The 17,787-nt window shown below is 55.2% G+C and carries 15 protein-coding genes; 13 read left to right on the forward strand and 2 right to left on the reverse strand.

The features are described 5' to 3' along the window. The first annotated feature begins 4 nt into the window (after positions 1-4). From AUC45_RS01805 to AUC45_RS01850, 10 genes are all read left to right on the forward strand, one after another. Positions 5-1,351 (forward strand): O-antigen ligase, encoded by a 1,347-nt coding sequence (locus AUC45_RS01805; protein WP_067597300.1) that lies wholly within the window; start codon positions 5-7, stop codon positions 1,349-1,351. Beyond that, positions 1,336-2,703 carry a lipopolysaccharide biosynthesis protein gene (locus AUC45_RS01810; protein ID WP_067597303.1) on the forward strand — a complete coding sequence of 456 codons (1,368 nt, stop codon included), beginning with the start codon at positions 1,336-1,338 and terminating at the stop codon, positions 2,701-2,703. The genes AUC45_RS01805 and AUC45_RS01810 overlap by 16 nt, the downstream gene beginning before the upstream one ends. Next, a complete protein-coding gene (locus AUC45_RS01815; RefSeq protein WP_067597311.1) occupies positions 2,700-3,866 on the forward strand; it encodes a glycosyltransferase family 4 protein in 1,167 nt (388 codons plus the stop codon). The genes AUC45_RS01810 and AUC45_RS01815 overlap by 4 nt, the downstream gene beginning before the upstream one ends. A gap of 9 nt (positions 3,867-3,875) precedes the next feature. After that, the gene (locus AUC45_RS01820) at positions 3,876-4,730 is read left to right on the forward strand and encodes a sulfotransferase domain-containing protein (RefSeq protein ID WP_067597312.1); all 855 of its coding nucleotides are present in this window, start codon (positions 3,876-3,878) and stop codon (positions 4,728-4,730) included. A 36-nt stretch (positions 4,731-4,766) separates the two neighbouring features. Further along, entirely contained in the window at positions 4,767-5,855 is a 1,089-nt protein-coding gene (locus AUC45_RS01825; RefSeq protein ID WP_067597315.1) for a glycosyltransferase family 4 protein, read from the forward strand. 158 nt (positions 5,856-6,013) lie between these two features. Next, complete coding sequence (locus tag AUC45_RS01830) at positions 6,014-8,365, forward strand: polysaccharide biosynthesis tyrosine autokinase (protein ID WP_197409485.1); 2,352 nt, start codon at positions 6,014-6,016, stop codon at positions 8,363-8,365. 28 nt (positions 8,366-8,393) lie between these two features. Beyond that, positions 8,394-9,119 carry a metallophosphoesterase gene (locus AUC45_RS01835; RefSeq protein WP_067597321.1) on the forward strand — a complete coding sequence of 242 codons (726 nt, stop codon included), beginning with the start codon at positions 8,394-8,396 and terminating at the stop codon, positions 9,117-9,119. Beyond that, entirely contained in the window at positions 9,116-10,111 is a 996-nt protein-coding gene (locus AUC45_RS01840) for an ATP-grasp domain-containing protein (protein ID WP_067597324.1), read from the forward strand. The genes AUC45_RS01835 and AUC45_RS01840 overlap by 4 nt, the downstream gene beginning before the upstream one ends. Further along, entirely contained in the window at positions 10,111-11,025 is a 915-nt protein-coding gene (locus AUC45_RS01845; RefSeq protein ID WP_067597327.1) for an NAD(P)-dependent oxidoreductase, read from the forward strand. Before AUC45_RS01840 ends, AUC45_RS01845 begins: the two co-directional genes overlap by 1 nt. After that, on the forward strand, positions 11,022-11,597 hold the full coding sequence (locus AUC45_RS01850) for a sugar transferase (protein WP_067597330.1): 576 nt from the start codon (positions 11,022-11,024) through the stop codon (positions 11,595-11,597). The genes AUC45_RS01845 and AUC45_RS01850 overlap by 4 nt, the downstream gene beginning before the upstream one ends. 43 nt (positions 11,598-11,640) lie before the next feature. Here AUC45_RS01850 and AUC45_RS01855 read toward each other — a convergent pair whose 3' ends face one another. Together AUC45_RS01855 and AUC45_RS01860 are read right to left on the reverse strand one after the other, a co-directional pair. Beyond that, positions 11,641-12,858 (reverse strand): polysaccharide pyruvyl transferase family protein, encoded by a 1,218-nt coding sequence (locus AUC45_RS01855; protein ID WP_156423713.1) that lies wholly within the window; start codon positions 12,856-12,858, stop codon positions 11,641-11,643. 41 nt (positions 12,859-12,899) lie between these two features. Next, a complete protein-coding gene (locus AUC45_RS01860; RefSeq protein WP_156423714.1) occupies positions 12,900-13,766 on the reverse strand; it encodes a sulfotransferase in 867 nt (288 codons plus the stop codon). 473 nt (positions 13,767-14,239) lie between these two features. Between AUC45_RS01860 and AUC45_RS01865 the strand changes: the two genes are divergently transcribed. From AUC45_RS01865 to AUC45_RS01875, 3 genes are all read left to right on the forward strand, one after another. Further along, a complete protein-coding gene (locus AUC45_RS01865) occupies positions 14,240-15,400 on the forward strand; it encodes a glycosyltransferase family 4 protein (protein WP_067597339.1) in 1,161 nt (386 codons plus the stop codon). Positions 15,401-15,559: 159 nt separating this feature from the next. Then, positions 15,560-16,588, forward strand: a complete 1,029-nt coding sequence (tdh, locus tag AUC45_RS01870; RefSeq protein ID WP_067597343.1) for an L-threonine 3-dehydrogenase — start codon at positions 15,560-15,562, stop codon at positions 16,586-16,588. A 3-nt stretch (positions 16,589-16,591) separates the two neighbouring features. Further along, on the forward strand, positions 16,592-17,779 hold the full coding sequence (locus AUC45_RS01875) for a glycine C-acetyltransferase (protein ID WP_067597345.1): 1,188 nt from the start codon (positions 16,592-16,594) through the stop codon (positions 17,777-17,779). Positions 17,780-17,787 lie beyond the last annotated feature (8 nt).

The raw sequence follows: 17,787 nt of genomic DNA on the forward strand, positions 1-17,787 counted from the left end.
AACCATGGCTACCCAACAGACTTACGATCCGAACGATAGCGGGGAAACCACGCCCGACACGCAAAGTGGTGCAGGCGGGTTCGCTCCCGATCCCGTCTATGGGGTCGATCGTGTCGGCTATTCCAATGCCGGGTCGCAAACGCGTTTTACCCGGCTTGTTCTGTTCATCGCCGTTTTCCTCTGTGGGTGGAGCGTCTTGAGGGTTGGCGATATCAACCTAACACTGAGCGATATTGGCATCACTTTTGTGGTATGCGCCATGCTCCTGCGAGGCGAGTTGAATACTCGCCCATTTGGATCAATGACAGTGTTTTGGATTTCAGGTCTCGCACTTATGTTGGCAGGCCTGCTGCTGAGCACAATTGTGAATGGCGAGATGACGCGCTGGTTGATTGTGGCCGCGCAATACCTCTTTGCTTTCCTGCTCGTGCCGATGGTTTTAATGGGACAGCAAATCACAGTCACACAGCGACTGCCTGCGCTATTCGTGTTTGGCATCGTCGTCTCGCAAATGATTGGCGTTACGGCGAGCCTGCTGTTCGATCACACGGAAACGCTTGATCTGATGGGTGATGGGTTCCTCACCGGCAATGGCCGTGTCGGCGCGATGACGGGCGAGCCCAATCCCAATGGAGCGATGGTAGCCTTTGCGTTTCCGATGCTGCTTTACTGCATGCGAAACCGAACCATTCCGACAGGGCTCGGATTGATATGCGCTCTGATCCTCGCATGGGGTTTGCTGGCAAGCGGATCGTTTACAGGGTTCGCGGCTGCGGTGATTGCGACCGGCGTTTATCTAGTTTTTTCCGGATTCAATCAATTTGCGAAGTTTGCGATGGCTGGGGTGGTCGGTCTCTTCCTGTTCGTCGCATCAGGCGCGCCGCTTCCCGAAGCGTTCGAAACTCGCGTGGTAGGCGCACTAACCTCCGGTGACCTTAACGAGGCGGGTACCTATACTGACAGAGCTGATCTCATCTCCGAAGCTTGGCAGATGGCGGATAACAATGTGCTGGTCGGGCTGGGCGTCGATCAATATCGTAATGTGAGCGCGAAAGGCTCACCCGTGCACGAACTCCATCTTCTCATCTGGAATGAAGGCGGAGTGGTTGCTTTCGTCGGGCTTTTGCTGCTGCTTTTGATGCTGATCGCGGGATCAATGCGAGCATTATCCGAAAGCCGGATCGAAGGAGCGATGATTCTCGCTGTCGTATCCGTCTTCATGGTCTACACATTTTCGATCCCACACATGTATTCGCGGCAGTGGATCATGCCGGTTCTGCTGGCGATGAGCACGTATTTCGCAATCCGCCCAAGCTTTGATGCGGTTTACCGACCATGGCAGCGAACATGATGGCCGGAAGCTTTCAGCAGAGAATTAACGGCTTGATCGCCAATGACATGCTGCGTTCGCGCCTTGGCAGCATAGCGCATCTGTTGACGGGCAGTGTTGCGGTCGCTGCGCTCATGTTGGTGAGCACGGTAATTGCCGCGCGTGCATTGGGGCCGGCAGCCTACGGGGTATTGGCCATAGTTCTAACCATTGGGCGCATATGTGAGCGTCTGCTGCGGTTTGAAAGCTGGCAGCCGCTTATCCGCTTTGGAACTCAGGAAGAAGTTGAGGGCAACCCTCAGCTAATGGCGCAATTGTTCCTATTCGGTCTTCTGCTCGACGTTGGATGCGCGTTGCTGGCGGCAGCCGTAATGCTTGGGGCCGGATATTTGCTGCTCGAGCATGTTGGACTTCAGAGCGAAGATTTTTACCTCCTTGCCATCTTTGCGCCTGCTATCGCGTTCAACATCAGAGGTGTGCCGACGGCCGCATTGCGCATGGCTGGTCAGTTCAAACGGCTCGCTTACTTCAAACTTTTTTCAGCGGTCCTTCGCATCATCATGGCTGGCGCTGCCTATCTCGCAGGTGCCAATATCGCGACATTCCTTGCGATCTGGATGGCCGCGCAGTTGATCGATACGGCGATTTTTGCATGGCTCGCAAAACTCGCATTGGAAAAGATGGGCGTTGCCAACCCTTTCAAAGCAGGTGTTGACGGGATGACCGGGCGTTTTCCTGGTTTCATGGGATTTGCCTGGTCGACCAATGCGTCAAGCGCATTGCGAACCCTGACACAGGAAGCCGATACCTTGCTGGTGGCAGCACTTGCCGGGCCATCGGGAGCCGGCTTTTACCATATCGCCAAACGCTTTGCGAAAGTCGCGCAGCAAGTTGGGCAGCATGTACAGGCGGTGATCTATCCAGATTTGTCGCGGATGTGGGCACGCAAGCAGTTTACCAATGTACGCGCGATCAAGTTCAAGGTCCAAGCCGCTTTGGGCGCGATCGCTCTGGCGCTGATCGCGGGCACCTGGCTGGTCGGAAAGCCATTGGTCCAATGGACATTCGGCGCCGATTTTGAACTCGTTTTTCCATTGCTTCTGACGCAGTTGGTAGCCGTGATGTTTATCATGATCGGCGCGCCTTCGCGTTCGACCATGTTGGCCATGAACCGCCCGACCGTGGTGCTTGGCATCGCTGTTGCTGCGACCATCACGTTCTTCGCCGTGGCTTTGACGGCTTTGCCGGTATACGGCGCGATCGGAGCAAACTATGCCCATATCGCGTTCTCGGCGCTGACGGTCGTTGCGCTCGAGATTGCATTCCGGATCAGCTATTCCGCACCGCGCGACGATGAAGTGAGAGCGATATGAATGATCTCTCGCGCCAGAATTTCGAACACGAAGTGGGCGAAGCGAATATGCCGCGGCGGATCACTTTCGTCCTACCTGGGCTGCGCGCGGGGGGCTCAGAGCATGTGGTCACCTTCGTCGCTGGACAATTAGTGGAACGCGGCCATAGCGTTGAGATTGTGACTTTCGAGGACGGCAAAGAGCCGCCTTATTATACGCCTGATCCACGTATTGAGCTCTCCTATCTGGCGCGTCCGGTTCAAAAGCTCGCAAAGCTGAACGCTTTGAAAGAGGTGATCTTCCGCACCGCTGATCTGCGCGGTCACTTCGAGCAATCAAAGCCTGACCTCATCATCAGCTTTCTCACGCGCACCAATGTCCAAACGCTTCTTGCGGCAAGGGAATTGGCAATTCCTGTCGTCGTTTCGGAGCGTAACAATCCGGTTCAGCAAGATCCCGGAGCAGTTTGGCGGTGGTTGCGGCGTCAAACCTATCCGATGGCAACAGGTCTCGTCACCATGACGCGCGGTGCGATGGAATGTTTCCCGCCAAAGATGCGCAAAAGATCCTGGATTATTCCCAACATGGCTGCATGGGGCGATGCGGTCGCTTCGCCAGATACACGCGAGGATAAGGTACTCACAGCAGTAGGCAGACTGACTGATCAAAAAGGCTTCGACATGCTGCTTGAGGCTTTTGTGGAAGCTGCGCCGAAGCATCCCGATTGGATTCTGCGGATATGGGGCGAGGGGCCGGATCGCGATTCTCTGGAGCGTTTGCGCGGCAAGCTTGGCCTTGAAGATCGTGTGGAGATGCCCGGAGTGACAGACAATCCCGGAGACTGGATCGAATGCGCAGACGCTTTTGTTCTGAGCTCGCGATATGAAGGCTGGGGGCTTGTACTCGGCGAGGCTATGGCTGCCGGGCTGCCCTGCATTTCCTTCGACTGCGATTTTGGCCCCGAAGACATGATCACTGATGGTGATGATGGGTTGCTCGTTCCTGCGAATGACAAAGTGGCATTGGCCGAGGGTTTAGACCGATTGATGGGCGATGCGACATTGCGTGCTTCTCTCGGCGATAGGGCGAGAGAAACAAGCCAGAGATTTGTGCCCGAGGCGATCGGCCAACAGTGGACCGACCTGATTGAGAGCCTCCTCCAAGAGACGGCACCAAGAATTTAGCGGAGTTCGATGAAGATGATTGCCGCCCTCAAAGCGAGAGTGCTCGATTTCAAACGCACCAATCACGACGCGCGTCTGCAGACCATGCTGAACGTCGTTGACGCCTATTTTGTGTCCTACCCCAAAAGCGGTCGGACATGGCTGCGCTATCTCCTCTCGCTCTATCTCGCGCGCACCTATGATCTGGGATTTGAGCCTGATCTACGATCGACTTTCAAAGTGCTTCCCAATTTTGATCTCGATATGGAGCGGGGCCTTCCATCTACAGAGGCGCTCGCAACCAAAAACCTGCCGTTGATCGCCGTGAGCCACCGCGATTATCGCGCTGATTTGTTCGCGGGCAAGAAGACGGTGATGCTGGTACGCGATCCGCGCGATGTGCTGGTTTCGTCTTATTTCCACCAGACCAAGCACAAGCACCGTTTCGAAGGTGATATTGCCGCTTTTCTCGAAGACGAAACCTATGGCGCAGTAGCAATTGCCGAATACCACAATGGATGGGCGGCAGGCCTCGTTAACAGGGAAGCGCTTACCACCAGTTACGAGGAATTGAGCGAAGACACACATGGCGTCGTCCGCAGCATCCTGCACTTCCTAGGCATTGCGGTGGATGAAGTTGCGCTTGATGACGCCGTGGCGAAGGCTCAATTCGACAAAATGCGCAAGAAAGAGAAGAAGACCGGCATTCCTGGCCATGAATACAATCGCGAAGATTCAGACGCCTCTCGCGTGCGGCGGGGCAAGGTCGCTGGGTACACTGACTACCTTGGCCCTGCAGAAGATGCGAGGATGCAGGAACTGTTCGATCAACACCTGACGCCTGAGGCAAAGGCGCTTTATTCGCCCACAGGGTTTATCGCTTGAGCCTCCGCTAGGCTGGCAAAACGCATCGGGGGCAATGTGAAGATTTGTTCGATCACCAACAGCCTAACCTCAGGCGGGGCTGAAGTCCTTGTGACGGGCCTCTCTGCAGAATTTGCACGCTCAGGTGATCAGTCTCTCGTGTTGGCGCTTTGTGACGCGGAAAGCGTTGGAAATTCAGCAGAAACCGAAAAACGAATGATCGCAGAAATTGAGGGTGCAGGGGGGGCATTCCTCTCTCTGGGCCTTTCTGCCAAGCGCAGCCCGTTTGAAGGCGCTTCTGCCATGCGCAAAGCGCTGAAAAGCTTCGCGCCAGATGTTGTTCATGCGCACACAGTCCGCGCCCTCCCAATGTTGACACTGGGCCGGATCAAAGCACCCCGCGTGCTTACCCATCATAACACGCGCCTGCCGTTCTCGCCGAAGATGTTTCCGCTGTTTGACAGGATGACCGATACATATGTGTCCATTGGCGCGGATGTAGAGGAAGTCCTTGGCCAGTACGTCAACAAACCGATTGTGCGCATCCCCAACGCAGCCGGGCGATCCTTCGCACAAGGGACAACCCGTTCGGCACCATCGGATCAACCATATATCCTCTCGGTCGGTACTATCAGTGAGCAGAAGAATTATCCGCTGCTGATCGACACCGCTAAAGCCCTGAGAGCGAGCAATCCAGATCATCCTTTGCCCAGGTTTCAGATCGCAGGCGGAGGAGCGGATCTCGATGCTCTCCGAACGCGGGTGACCGACGAGGGCCTCGTCGACGTTGTCGAATTTCTTGGCGAGCGTTCTGACGTGCCGGATCTCATGAAAGCGAGTGACCTTTATCTTAACGTGTCGCTCTACGAAGGCATGCCCATCACACTCCTTGAAGCCATGGCATCGGGTCTTCCGATCGTGGCGACCGATGTGCCAGGCAATTGCGAATTGGTGGCGGACGACGTCAATGGATTAAAGGCACCATTGGGCGACCCTCAAGCCATAGCTGCGCGCATCACCGAAATCCTCTCTGACAATGCTCTTTATAGCAGGCTTTCAGCCGGTTCGATTGAGCGCAGCGGTGATTTTTCCATTGAGAATACAGCCGCTAAGCACCGCGATCTCTACGCTTCGCTGATTGGCTAAGCTCCTAAGTAAAGACACCTTCACCTAAAGGGGTAGTCTCAAGAGGGAGCATAAAGCTCCGCAATAGCCTTTTACGTGACCGAGCCTGTTCTTGTAGTGAAGACTCGCAAATTTGCCGCGGGACGCACCCTGTGGGCGGCAATAAATGGAGAAAGCCGGTGAACGATCTAGCCCTCAATCAGCCTCGGGATAATCTTCCCAGTCAACGGCGAGGGTATCTGACTCAGCAGCTGCAGCAACAGCAGCCGCAAACGCTCGCGCCTGAGCAATTCGGACTGCAGGACCTGATCCGCATTTTTGAGCGGCACAAGTTTTTGATCCTCGCAATCGTAGCAGCCGTGACGCTCGCGACGCTTGCGTGGCAATTGTTGTCGCCCAATCTCTATCAGGCTCGTGCCAACATTCAGGTTGAACTGATCGATGATACAGGCACCAACCAGGCCGACATCCTCGCTCGCAACACCCAGCGTCTGGCGAACGAGCGCAAACTGTATCGCTCACGCAATTCCGCGCGCACTGTAGTCGAATCTCTCGCTCTTCATGAGGATCCAGCATTCCACGAAGAAATGGGCGGTGCCCCATCAGGAAGCGAATCCGATCAGATCAATAAAGCTGTCTCGACACTGCTCGAAATGACGCGCGTTGAATCGGAAGATGGCTCTGACTTGATCGAACTAACGGCAACTGCGCGATCTCCTGAAATGGCTGCCGAAATTGCTAACGCCTTCCCGGCAGCGGTGCGCGACTTGAAACGCACCCGCAGTGAAGAGCGGCGTCAGGAACTGCTCGATGATTTGGGTGCCGAGCGCGAAGAGCGCGTTGCGGTCGCGAAAGAAGCTGCTGATGCACTTGCCGAATTCCGCGTCGAAAACCGTATGCTCGTGGGTGCCGGTGGGGCAGAAGACTTGGCCCAGATCAACCGCATCGCCGCGGAAGCAGCTTCGGCGACGGCGCGGGGAGCTGGTGCTTCTGCAGCAAGCGCGGGCGTCGCAAGCGCTGCGAGCATTCGTTCGACTGCAGGCGCAACCAACGCAGCCGTTCAACAGCTTCAACGTCAGGAAGCACAGTTGGGCGCGGAACTGGCCAGCCTCACGCAAACCTATGGCGACGGTTATCCTGAAGTCGCGCGCGTTCGTGCTGAACTGCAAACGGTGCAATCCAATCTCGCGACTGAACAGGCCGCTGCACGCCGCGCTGCGCAAGAACAGGCTAACGCTGAGAGCGCCCGCATGGCGCAACTTGCACGCGCCGATGCCGCGCGCGATCAAGCTCGCGCAGGGCAATTGCAATCAGTGGTGGCCTCACTCACTTCGAAGGCATACCAGAATGCAAGCAATACGCCGCTTCTGGAACAGCTCGAACGCGAAGCTGTGACAAGCGCACAGGCAGTTGCCGAAGTCGCAGAGCGCATCACACGCGTTCGCTCGGAAAAGCTGGTCGAAGGTGTAACCTCAAACATCATTTCACCAGCTACAGCCAACAACGAAGTCGTATCGCCTTCACCTCTCAAAACGACACTGATCGCACTCATCGGATCGGCCATTCTTGGCATGATTATCGCGTTCATGATCGACATGCTGGATGATCGCCTGCGCACAGTTGCTCAAATCCGCAAATTCTTCGGAATGCCGGTCTTTGCGATGCTTCCGATGTTGGATGAAGGCGTCTCTCCAAAACTGCGCGAGAGCCCGGTCTTCAAGGAACCGCAATCGATGTTCGCGGAAGTTTCCCGTTCGATGTATTCCGAAGTCCGCGCGCTTATGCCGGTTAACCAATCGCAAAGTGTGCTCGTAACATCGCCTTTGCCGGGTGACGGGAAATCGGTTGTAGCGCTGACTTTGGCTGCGGCTGCCGTTTCAATGGGCAAACGCGCGGTGATCCTCGATCTTGATTTGCGCCGGTCGGGTATTCTCCAGATGATCCAGAAGGATATTAACGCGCCTGAACTCATGGATGTGGTGCGCGGAGAGGTTGATCTGCCAGCTCTCAATGCGCCGGAAGATCCAGCAATGGGTGATGCTGCAACAGGTGTCGATCTCGTCACGCAGCCCGATGACGAAGAAATGCTCAGCCGCTTTGCTCTTTTGAGTGCTTCTGCGCCCGTTGCCGAACCTGCTGCAGTGCTGAGTTCTTCGAAATTCCATCGTATGGTCGAAGATCTCAAATCGCGCTTTGATCTGGTGGTGGTGAACGCTCCTGCTGTGCTTGCCGTGCGCGATGCTCGTTCGATGTGTGATTACACTGACGACACGATCCTGGTTGCCCGTTGGGGTAACACCACGATCGATCAATTCCGCGCGACGCTTGAAATGCTGGGTTCCAGCAATGTCGCTGGCTGCGTCTACAATCAGGTCGACTACGCTGAACATGCGCGCCGTCGTTATGGCGACTCGGTCCAGTTCTACTACGAAGCAGCTGACTACTATGTTGGCGTGCCACGCCAGCTTTCTTTGAAAGAGAAGCTGATGCGCAAGTTTGGCTGGGGATCAGCTGACGCCGCTTCGGCCTGATCCAAACGCATAAGGTTTTGTTTTGACCATGCGCATCGCTGTCATCAGTGACGTTCATTCGGCGGCGGCTCCGTTTCGCCAAGCGCTGGCCGATGCGCGTGCGGAAGGTTTTGACCAAATGCTGCTTTTGGGCGACCTGTTCACTTATGGCGTCGACCCGACTGAATGCATGGATCTTGCCATTGAGGCGGTGGAGAAAGACGGCGCATTTCTGATCGGCGGCAACCACGATCAGCTTTACATCGACATGCTTGAAAAGCGCTCGGCCTACTTCGACAAGCTGCCTGACTGGATCAAAGAGTCTGTCGAGTGGACATGGCGCGAATTGGGAGAGGCCTGGCCGCAAAAACTTGAATGGATACCAGAGTGGGCCTGGGGCACCGTGTTCTTCGCGCATGCCAATCCGTTTGGCTATGGCGATTGGACCTATCTTTCAAATCCCGAACTGCAGGCAGCAGCGGCAAAAACCCTTCGCGAACGAGGGTTTACGGCAGGAATATTCGGCCATTTGCACCGTGAACGGTTCTATTCGGACAAGCATGGGATTGAAGTTCATGTAGTCAATTCGGTGGGTCAACCGCGCAGCAAGGGAGAGCAGAGCCCGTCATGGACAATGGTCGAAGTAAAAAATGGAGACCTGAGTGTTGAGACGCGCGAAATTCCCTTCGATGCGGAAACGCATTGTTCAGCAATTCAGGCTGTAAGCGGACTTTCAGACGCCACGAAAACCAAACTGTGCGGGTTCTATCAATGACGAAAATCGCGGTAACGGGCGCAGGCGCTGTCCTTGGCCAAGGCATCATCAAATGCCTCAAATCCGCCTCGCGTGATTACGAAGTGCTTGCCTACGATCCCGATCCTCGTTCGCCTGGGCTTTATTGGGGCGACAAGCACGGCCTTTTGCCCATGGCAAAGGACCCGGGATTCAAGGCCGCGGTCGAAGCCATGCTTGAGCGAGAGCAGCCTGCCGCAGTCCTGGTTGGCACCGATGTTGAACTCGAAATCTTCGCTGAGAACCGCGCCGATTGGGAAAAACGGTTCGACACGCATATCATCGTGAGTTCGCCCGAGATCATCCGGATCGCCGACGACAAACTACTTACCGCTCGCTGGCTGGAAGAGAACGGTCTGCCATTCCCTAAATCCGTCGCGGGTGAAGATGATGCTGCTGTAGATGCTTTGGCCGCGGAGATTGGTTTTCCGCTTATCGTCAAACCCCGCATTGGCGCGCGCGCTGTGGGCGTGTCGATGGTGAACAATCGTGCTGAACTCGATGCGGCACTTGAAGGGCGCGAGGGCCTGGTTGTGCAGCAATGGGCAGGGTCAGACGATCAGGAATACACCGCTGGCGCACTCTGTTTCGATGGTGAAGTAAAGGCCTCCATCGTCCTTCGCCGCGATTTGCGAGATGGCAATACGTTCCGCGCGTATGCTGACGAATATCCCGAATGCGAGGAGTATGTTCGCTCATTGGCCAAGGCATTGCAGCCCTATGGTCCTGCAAACTTCCAGTTCCGTCGCGGCCCCGATGGGGTCTTCCGCCTGTTTGAGATTAACGCTCGTTATTCTGGGACCACACCAATGCGCGGACTGCTTGGTTTCAACGAAGTGGACATGGTGCTGGGCAAGCTGCTTTTCGGCGAGGAAATCACACAGCCTCCATTGCAGACAGGCACTGTGGTGCGGTTTCTTGAAGAGCAATTGCTGCCCGCGAATTACGGCAACGTAACGCAGGGAGCGAGCTGATGCGCTTGGCTGTGACCGGCGCCACCGGCACGGTCGGCAGGGCATTTGTCGAGCGCGCCATAGCGGCGGGACACTCGCTCGTCTTGTTGGGGCGATCGGCGCCTGAAACTCTGTCCGAGAATTGTGAGTGGCTTGATTTCAATCTGAACGATCCAGGATCTTTACCCCGCGATGCGCTCTTGGAAGTGCAATGTGCAATCCACCTCGCAGCCAGCGTTGCAATCAATCCTGAGAACAAAGCAGAAGCGACAGGGCTTTGGACCACAAATGTGCTCGGAACCGGCCACCTTATTGAGGCGCTTGGCAACGCAGGTGTTCCGCACTTCGTCATGGCATCTTCTGCGAATATTTATGATCCAACTCTGGACATGGCCGACGAAACAACGCCGATACGCCCACAAAGCCGCACGCTGTATCTCTCGTCGAAAGCTGCACAGGAAGCCTACGCGCGTGAGCTGTGCCGTGAACTAGGAATCGGATGCGCGGTGCTCCGCATTTCCTCGGTAATCGGGACGGGCAACGATATCGCTTCCAAATTCCTTGAGATGACTCTTGCGGGTAAGACAATCACTCTTTCCAATCCCGAATTCGGGGCCGACTTCGTGGCTCTTGATGATGTCGCCGAAGGGCTTTTGATCTCTGCGCAAAAGGGCCTTGAAGGCGACTTCAATCTCTCGTCAGGCGAGCGGAACACTTTGGAAGACCTTGCGCATATGATCGCAAAAGTGTGCGCGGTGCCGGTTCGGATAAATGAGAGCGGCCCCGATGGCGCGCTCGATAAAGGCTTTCCCGCGATTGATTGCGCAAAGCTCGCCGAGCACGGATACAACCCCACTGCGCTTCCTGATGTTATTGCAGATATGAAAGCCGCTCTCACGAAGAAAGAAATCCAGCACGAGGGGATCTGCTCGTGATTTCGCTTTTCACTCGCCTTCTTGCTCTCGTAGCGTTGCTCACACTGTTGCCCATCCTGTTGGTTCTGGGGCTGCTGGTCTTGATCCTGCAGGGCAAGCCAGTCCTCTTTCGTCAAATGCGATCGGGCAAGGGCGCAAAGCCATTTGAGCTCATCAAATTCCGCTCAATGCGCGACACCAGAGACAACGATGGAAACCTGCTACCCGACGAGGAGCGAACCACCGGCATCGGCAAATTTCTGCGCCGTTCTCGTATTGATGAGTTACCCGGCATCTGGAATGTCGTCACCGGCGACATGGCCATTGTGGGCCCGCGCCCGTTGTTGCCTGAGACCATAGCTGCGCTGGGCGAGGTTGGTACAAAACGCCAATCCGTGCGTCCTGGCCTCACTGGATGGTCACAGGTGAGCGGAAACACGCTCCTGACGCTCGATCAAAAGGTGGCGCTTGACCTGTGGTACATTGAGAATCGCAGCTTTGCTCTCGATCTGCAAATCATCGCGCGAACAGTCATTGTGATGGTGGGCGGTGAGAAACTGAGCGCGGACGTCCCGGAAATCCCCGCGAAATAACCATGTCAAATCTGAGGTCCCATGTAGGATCCGCTCTCTTCGTCTAGCCTTCCAACGCCTTCACCGCATCCTCAATCACAGACGTCGATTGCATCTTTGTTAGGTTGGCTTTGATGCGCTGAGACTCGGTCTCGTAATTTGCGCCCATGGCATCGATCTTTGCAATGATCCCATCCACATCCGGATTGCGAATATCGAAGACATAATCCTGCTGTTCGAAGTGGTCAGCAAGGTCGACATACTTCGCAGCCCAGCCAAGAATAACCGCGGGAACGCCGCTGCGATATCCGAACACGATCGAATGATAGCGCGAGGCAACTACATATTTGAAACGGCTGATAATGTGGATCAATTCAGGGCTAGAATACTCACCAGAAATCACATTCACCTTGTCCCGGTTCGCGGTTTTGCGAAGGATCTGTTCGCCCAAATGCTTGTCAGCTGTGGACGTGTTGAGCATGTAGACCGTCTCGCCATTCGCAATAAGCTTGTCGAGCATCTTGGCGTAGAGATCATAGGCCGCTTCAGGATCGCCGAACCGGAACAGGTTCTCGTTGACGATAAAGCCAACCGAACCCTCCGAAGGATAGTTTGCTTCATCGGCCTTGTGCGAAGCCAAAATGTCGTCTGCCGCCGGGAACAGCTTCTCACGGATCACCATGTCGGCCGACAATTCAACATTGTCGAGGCCCAACGCCATCAAGCTATCGTAACCTTCACGCTCGCGCGGATAAATCTTGGTGCAATATGTCAGCTCCTTTTTGACCTTTTTGAGGAACTCTGCATCGTCATCCTCACCCCATTCCCATGGGCCAAAGCTCTGAGGCATCAAGATGATTTTGGTGTCATAGCGCTTGGCGAGTTTGATGGTTTCGAGAAGTTGCTGGCCGCCCGCTTTCGACCATCCTGAACCCAGTGTGTAACCGCTTGCATCAAAAATGGCGTCGGCTTCTTTCAGAGCCTTCTCCATCGCCGCGATTTTGCCGTTCCATTTGTTTGTCTTGCGCACCCGGCCTGCAATGAAAGTGAGGATGGGCGCGAGCATGGGCACTCGATTGAGGCCATTTTCAAACACCAGGCGCGTGTAATCATCATGCGGGAGCAAGCTGAGATTATACTGGTCCAGCTCGTCATATTTGAAGACGAAGCCGGTGACCTGGCAATCAGGGTACTGCGCCTTCAGCCCGAAATAGAGCGACAGAAGCATGGCCTGCGAACCCTTGTTTCGCATCTGCACGCCGGTGATGATAAACTTCTTCATGTAACCTGATTTTCCCTCGGTAAATTCGGTTTCGCAGCGGATTACGCGCGTTCGGCCTTCGCTGTTGATTTGTACCAATGTTTGAGTGATTGGCCGCTCATCTCTTCAAGCGCCTCAATCGAAGGCGCGAAGTAATCATTGAGCCGATCGCGCAAATCCTCTGTCATCTCCGGATATTCGACTTTCTTGGCGACCGAACCGCGTACGGCCTCAAATGCTGCGCTGCCGCGCAAAGGAGCGACCAGCGGCTTCATCCAGCCAAGGCTTTTTCGAAGTCCGGGCGTCACCATCGGCGCAGCCTTGTCTTTGACCTTGTCTCGCTTCACCGGTGCAAGATCACGCGGAGGCAGACCAAGGTGGGCGTGTACTTTTGCCATTTGCGCCTCGGGATCCTGTTTCACCCCCTCAAAGAAAAGGATGAGCAGCTTCTCTCGGCCATAAAAATCGACATACTTCTGTAAGTGCGTGGCAAATTGTCCGGCGATGTGAAAACGGAAATTCTCACTGACGGATGGATCGAGTTCAGACTCAATATCCGCGCTGATGTTCCCGCGGCGAAACTGCATGCAGTAATTGGAATAAGCGCGTTCAACCGGGTTTCGCAGTTGGGCGATAAGCTTTGCGTGCGGCAATGCCTCATAAAGACGCTCTGCAGATGCGGGCTCATAAAGGTACGAATTCGATTTTTCGCCAACAGTCTTACCAATGCCCTCATCGCTGAAATGGGACAGATACCAATTGTCACCCTTTTCATACTCGCGTGAAAAGTAATGCAATTCCGGATCGGGCATATAGACCGCCGGATCCGCTTGCAGCTGTAGCTGCAACCAGGTTGTCGCCGATTTTGCGGCTCCGATGATGACGAAATCGATGTCCGAAAACTGCATGATCTTTGTGACAACTTTCAATGGTTTGCTGAATGGCGCTGTGGACGCTTTGCCTATTATACGCAGACAGGCTTCGCTGTCGCAGGGCCTTGATAAGCTTCCACTCGTTATCTGGAATGGCTTGGTAGGAGGGGCTTTGCAATCACCCTCATGGGTAGGATGGGTGGCTATCTCAGGTAATGTCCCGCAGCCCAAACTCGCCGCTTTCGATCCTTTCAGCTGCGCGGCTGTCCTGTGTCACGCCAGCGCGCGTAGACGGCTACCAAACCATTCAATTGCGCGGCAATTTCGTCGATAACGTGTTAATCCCTTATTCCAGATGCGACGGTGCATGCGCCTTGGTATCTACCCTGCCGTGGGTTCATTACAGAGGATGGCGCGCGCCATCGTCTTGCCAATGCGCGGCGAGTTTCGCCGCAACGACCTGAGGATTGAACTCGGGCTGGCAAGCAGGAAAGCGTGATGAGAAAGGCAGGCTCGCGCAGGGGCGAGGCATGGAATTAACGAAGATCAAGAAAGCCGTCGATCAACAGGCGGCGGATGCGCGCATCCTTTTCGTTCTGCCTTCGCTAGGCGCGGGCGGAAGCGAGCGCGTGGTGACGACGCTTCTGAATCATTGGGCGGGGCAAGGCAGGAAAGTTGGCGTTGCCAATTTCGATGCGCCTGATTTTGAGCCGTTCTATCCCTTGGCGCCCGAAGTTGACCTTTTTCGATTGGACCTTCCTCCCGGATCAAGTGGATTGATCAGCCAGATCCGTCAAACGTCCCGCCGGATACGAGCGTTGAAAGGCGTATATCGCGAATTCAAACCCGACGTAGTCATCAGTTTCCTCACGAAGGCAAACGTGATGGCACTTGTCGCTGCGCGATCTTCCGGCGTGCCCGTGATTATTTCTGAACGAAACAATCCCACGCTGCAGACATTCAATCCGCTCTGGCGCATGGCTCGGGCGCGTACATATCCTGAAGCATTTTCGTTTGTGACTATGACCAAGGGCGCAGCTGAGTACTATCCTGAAAGCCAGCGCCCCAGAACAAGGATCATTCCCAACCCGGTAAATCTGCCCAAAGGGTGGCAGAATAAGCGGCGAGGGAACACAATCACGGCTGTCGGGAGGCTAGCGGATCAGAAGCAATTCCATCTGCTTATTGATGCTTTTTCGAAGGTGGCGAGCGACTTTCCTGACTGGAACCTCACGATCTGGGGGGAAGGGGCTTTGCGCTCGGAACTTGAACGACAGCGCTCCGATCTTGGGCTTGATAACCGGATCGCTTTGCCAGGTTTGACTGAAAAGCCGGGGCAATGGATTGAAACCGCTGATGTGCTGGTGCTGACTTCAGCCTATGAAGGGTGGCCCAATGTCATTGTCGAAGGAATGGCGGCGGAATTGCCCGTGGTCGCGTTCGACTGCGAGCATGGCGTTTCAGACATGATCGATGACGGCGTAACAGGGCGTATTGTGCCGAAGGATGATGTGCCTGCATTGGCCAGGGCTTTGGCAGATGTGCTGGGCAATCCGGGAATGCGCGAAAGGCTCGCTAAGGGTGCGCTCGCAGCCTCGGCGCGTTTCAATACGGGTACGATTGCGGACCAGTGGATCGAGATTGTCGAGGACGCGGTAGCGGCGCCACGAACGCGGACCGCAAACCGATAAAATAGACCGCCGCGAAAAGCTGGCTGCTGGGCTTCGCAAAGGTGGAAACTTTGGTGGCGGACGCCTAACGGGTCTTTGCAATTCAACTTTGGACGATCTCGCAAGGCTGATAACCGCTCCTTGCCACATTGCTCCAGCTGAATCGGAGAACGACCCCTCATGCGCGCTCTGGTTAAAGCGAAATCGGAACCCGGCCTTTGGCTGGAGGATGTGCCGATGCCTCAATTGGGCATCAACGATGTGCTGATCAAAGTGAAACGCACCGCGATTTGCGGCACTGATATGCATATCTACAAATGGGACGAGTGGGCGCAGAAAACGATCCCCGTACCGATGACGGTTGGCCACGAATTTGTCGGCGAGATCGCCGAGATTGGGGACAACGTAAAGGGGTATGAGCGCGGACAGATCGTCTCGGGCGAAGGGCATGTCGTGTGCGGACGGTGCCGCAATTGCATGGCGGGTCGCCGGCATATGTGCGCCGATGCCGATGGAATTGGCGTCAATCGACCGGGCGCGTTTGCTGAATACCTTGCGCTTCCAGCAGCCAATCTGTGGCTCCATAACGAAGGCATTGATCTCGACATCGCGTCGCTTTTCGACCCCTTCGGCAACGCGGTCCACACAGCTTTGCAATTCGATGTTCTGGGCGAGGACGTGCTAATAGTGGGTGCTGGCCCGATTGGCATGATGGCTGCTGCAGTTTGCCGACATGCTGGTGCGCGCAATGTCGTGATTACAGATATCAACGACACGCGGCTGGAGATGGCGAAGCAAATGGGCGTCACGCGCGCCATCAATGTTGCGCGCGAAAAGATCGAAGATGTTCAACACGAACTAGGCATGAGCGAGGGCTTTGATGTCGGGCTCGAAATGTCGGGAAACGAGGCGGGCTTCGCCTCGCTGATCGACAATATGTGCCACGGCGGCAAAGTGGCCATTCTGGGCCTTCCCGAAGCGGGCATGTCAATCGATTGGCACAAGGTGATCTTCAATATGCTGACACTTAAAGGCGTATACGGCCGAGAGATTTTCGAAACATGGTACAAGATGTCGGTCTTTATAGAATCCGGGCTGGACCTTTCCCCCATCATCACTCACCGAATGCCATATCAAGATTACGAGAAGGGCTTTCAGGCGATGCTCTCAGGCGACGCGTGCAAAGTAGTCCTCAATTGGGAAGAGTGAGCCATGTACGGCGATTTTCAAAAGCATCTACAAAACGAGTTGGACCAGATCCGCGCAGATAATCTCTACAAGGATGAACGGCTCATCACCTCTCCTCAGGGGGCCAATGTCTCTCTGAAAGACCGCGAAGTTATCAATCTGTGTGCCAACAATTATCTGGGGCTCGCGCAGGAGAAAAGCGTCAATGATGCGGCTCGCAAAGGCGTAGATGATTGGGGGTATGGCATGGCTTCTGTGCGCTTTATCTGCGGCACGCAAAGCCAGCACAAAGAGCTAGAGGACAGACTGTCTGCCTTTCTCGGGATGGAGGATACGATCCTTTATCCCTCTTGCTTCGATGCCAATGGTGGCCTGTTCGAAACGCTGCTTGGTCCTGAAGATGCGGTGATTTCCGACGAGCTGAACCACGCCAGCATCATCGATGGCATCCGCCTCTCAAAAGCCATGCGGTTCCGGTACAAGAACAATGATATGGCTGACCTTGAAGCCAAATTGATCGAGGCTGATGATAAAGGCGCACGCTTCAAGCTCATCACGACTGACGGCGTTTTCTCAATGGACGGCTTTATTGCGCAGTTGGATAAGGTTTGTGATCTTGCCGAAAAATATGGCGCGCTGGTTCACTTTGACGACTGTCATGCGACGGGGTTTGTCGGGGAGCGCGGTCGCGGGACGCATGAATATCGCGGCTGTATGGACCGGGTGGATATTACCACGGGCACACTTGGTAAGGCTTTGGGCGGCGCGTCGGGTGGCTATACCAGTGCGAAGCGTGAAATCGTCGAGTTGCTGCGCCAGCGTTCGCGGCCTTACCTGTTTTCAAATACGGTCGCACCGCCAGTCGTAAGCGGGGCAATCGCGGCGCTGGATGTGATCGAGAAGCAACCCGAACGTGTCCAAGACCTAACTGAAAAAACCGCCTATTTCCGAACCAAGCTAACAGAGCTGGGTTTCGATCTTCTGCCGGGCGAACATGCCATCGTTCCGATCATGCTTTACGATGCGCGGGTGGCGAAGGAATTTGCCGATGCCATGTTAGAAGAAGGCGTTTACGTGGTCGCCTTTTCCTATCCCGTCGTCCCGAAAGGAAAGGCACGCATTCGAACGCAAATGTCTGCTGGACTTTCCTACGCTGACATAGACCGCGCATTGGCCGCTTTCGCAGCCGTCAAGAAACGCATGGAGAATTGAGCGAGGCG

It is taken from the genome of Erythrobacter sp. YT30, from assembly GCF_001542875.1.
Taxonomy (GTDB): Bacteria; Pseudomonadota; Alphaproteobacteria; order Sphingomonadales; family Sphingomonadaceae; genus Erythrobacter.

Bases quoted from the DNA above. Each gene is read 5' to 3' on its own strand.
- AUC45_RS01805 (WP_067597300.1), top strand. From the start codon at position 5: ATGGCTACCCAACAGACTTACGATCCGAACGATAGCGGGGAAACCACG.
- AUC45_RS01810 (WP_067597303.1), top strand. From the start codon at position 1,336: ATGGCAGCGAACATGATGGCCGGAAGCTTTCAGCAGAGAATTAACGGC.
- AUC45_RS01815 (WP_067597311.1), top strand. From the start codon at position 2,700: ATGAATGATCTCTCGCGCCAGAATTTCGAACACGAAGTGGGCGAAGCG.
- AUC45_RS01820 (WP_067597312.1), top strand. From the start codon at position 3,876: ATGAAGATGATTGCCGCCCTCAAAGCGAGAGTGCTCGATTTCAAACGC.
- AUC45_RS01835 (WP_067597321.1), top strand. From the start codon at position 8,394: ATGCGCATCGCTGTCATCAGTGACGTTCATTCGGCGGCGGCTCCGTTT.
- AUC45_RS01840 (WP_067597324.1), top strand. From the start codon at position 9,116: ATGACGAAAATCGCGGTAACGGGCGCAGGCGCTGTCCTTGGCCAAGGC.
- AUC45_RS01845 (WP_067597327.1), top strand. From the start codon at position 10,111: ATGCGCTTGGCTGTGACCGGCGCCACCGGCACGGTCGGCAGGGCATTT.
- AUC45_RS01855 (WP_156423713.1), bottom strand. From the start codon at position 12,858: ATGAAGAAGTTTATCATCACCGGCGTGCAGATGCGAAACAAGGGTTCG.
- AUC45_RS01865 (WP_067597339.1), top strand. From the start codon at position 14,240: ATGGAATTAACGAAGATCAAGAAAGCCGTCGATCAACAGGCGGCGGAT.
- tdh (WP_067597343.1), top strand. From the start codon at position 15,560: ATGCGCGCTCTGGTTAAAGCGAAATCGGAACCCGGCCTTTGGCTGGAG.
- AUC45_RS01875 (WP_067597345.1), top strand. From the start codon at position 16,592: ATGTACGGCGATTTTCAAAAGCATCTACAAAACGAGTTGGACCAGATC.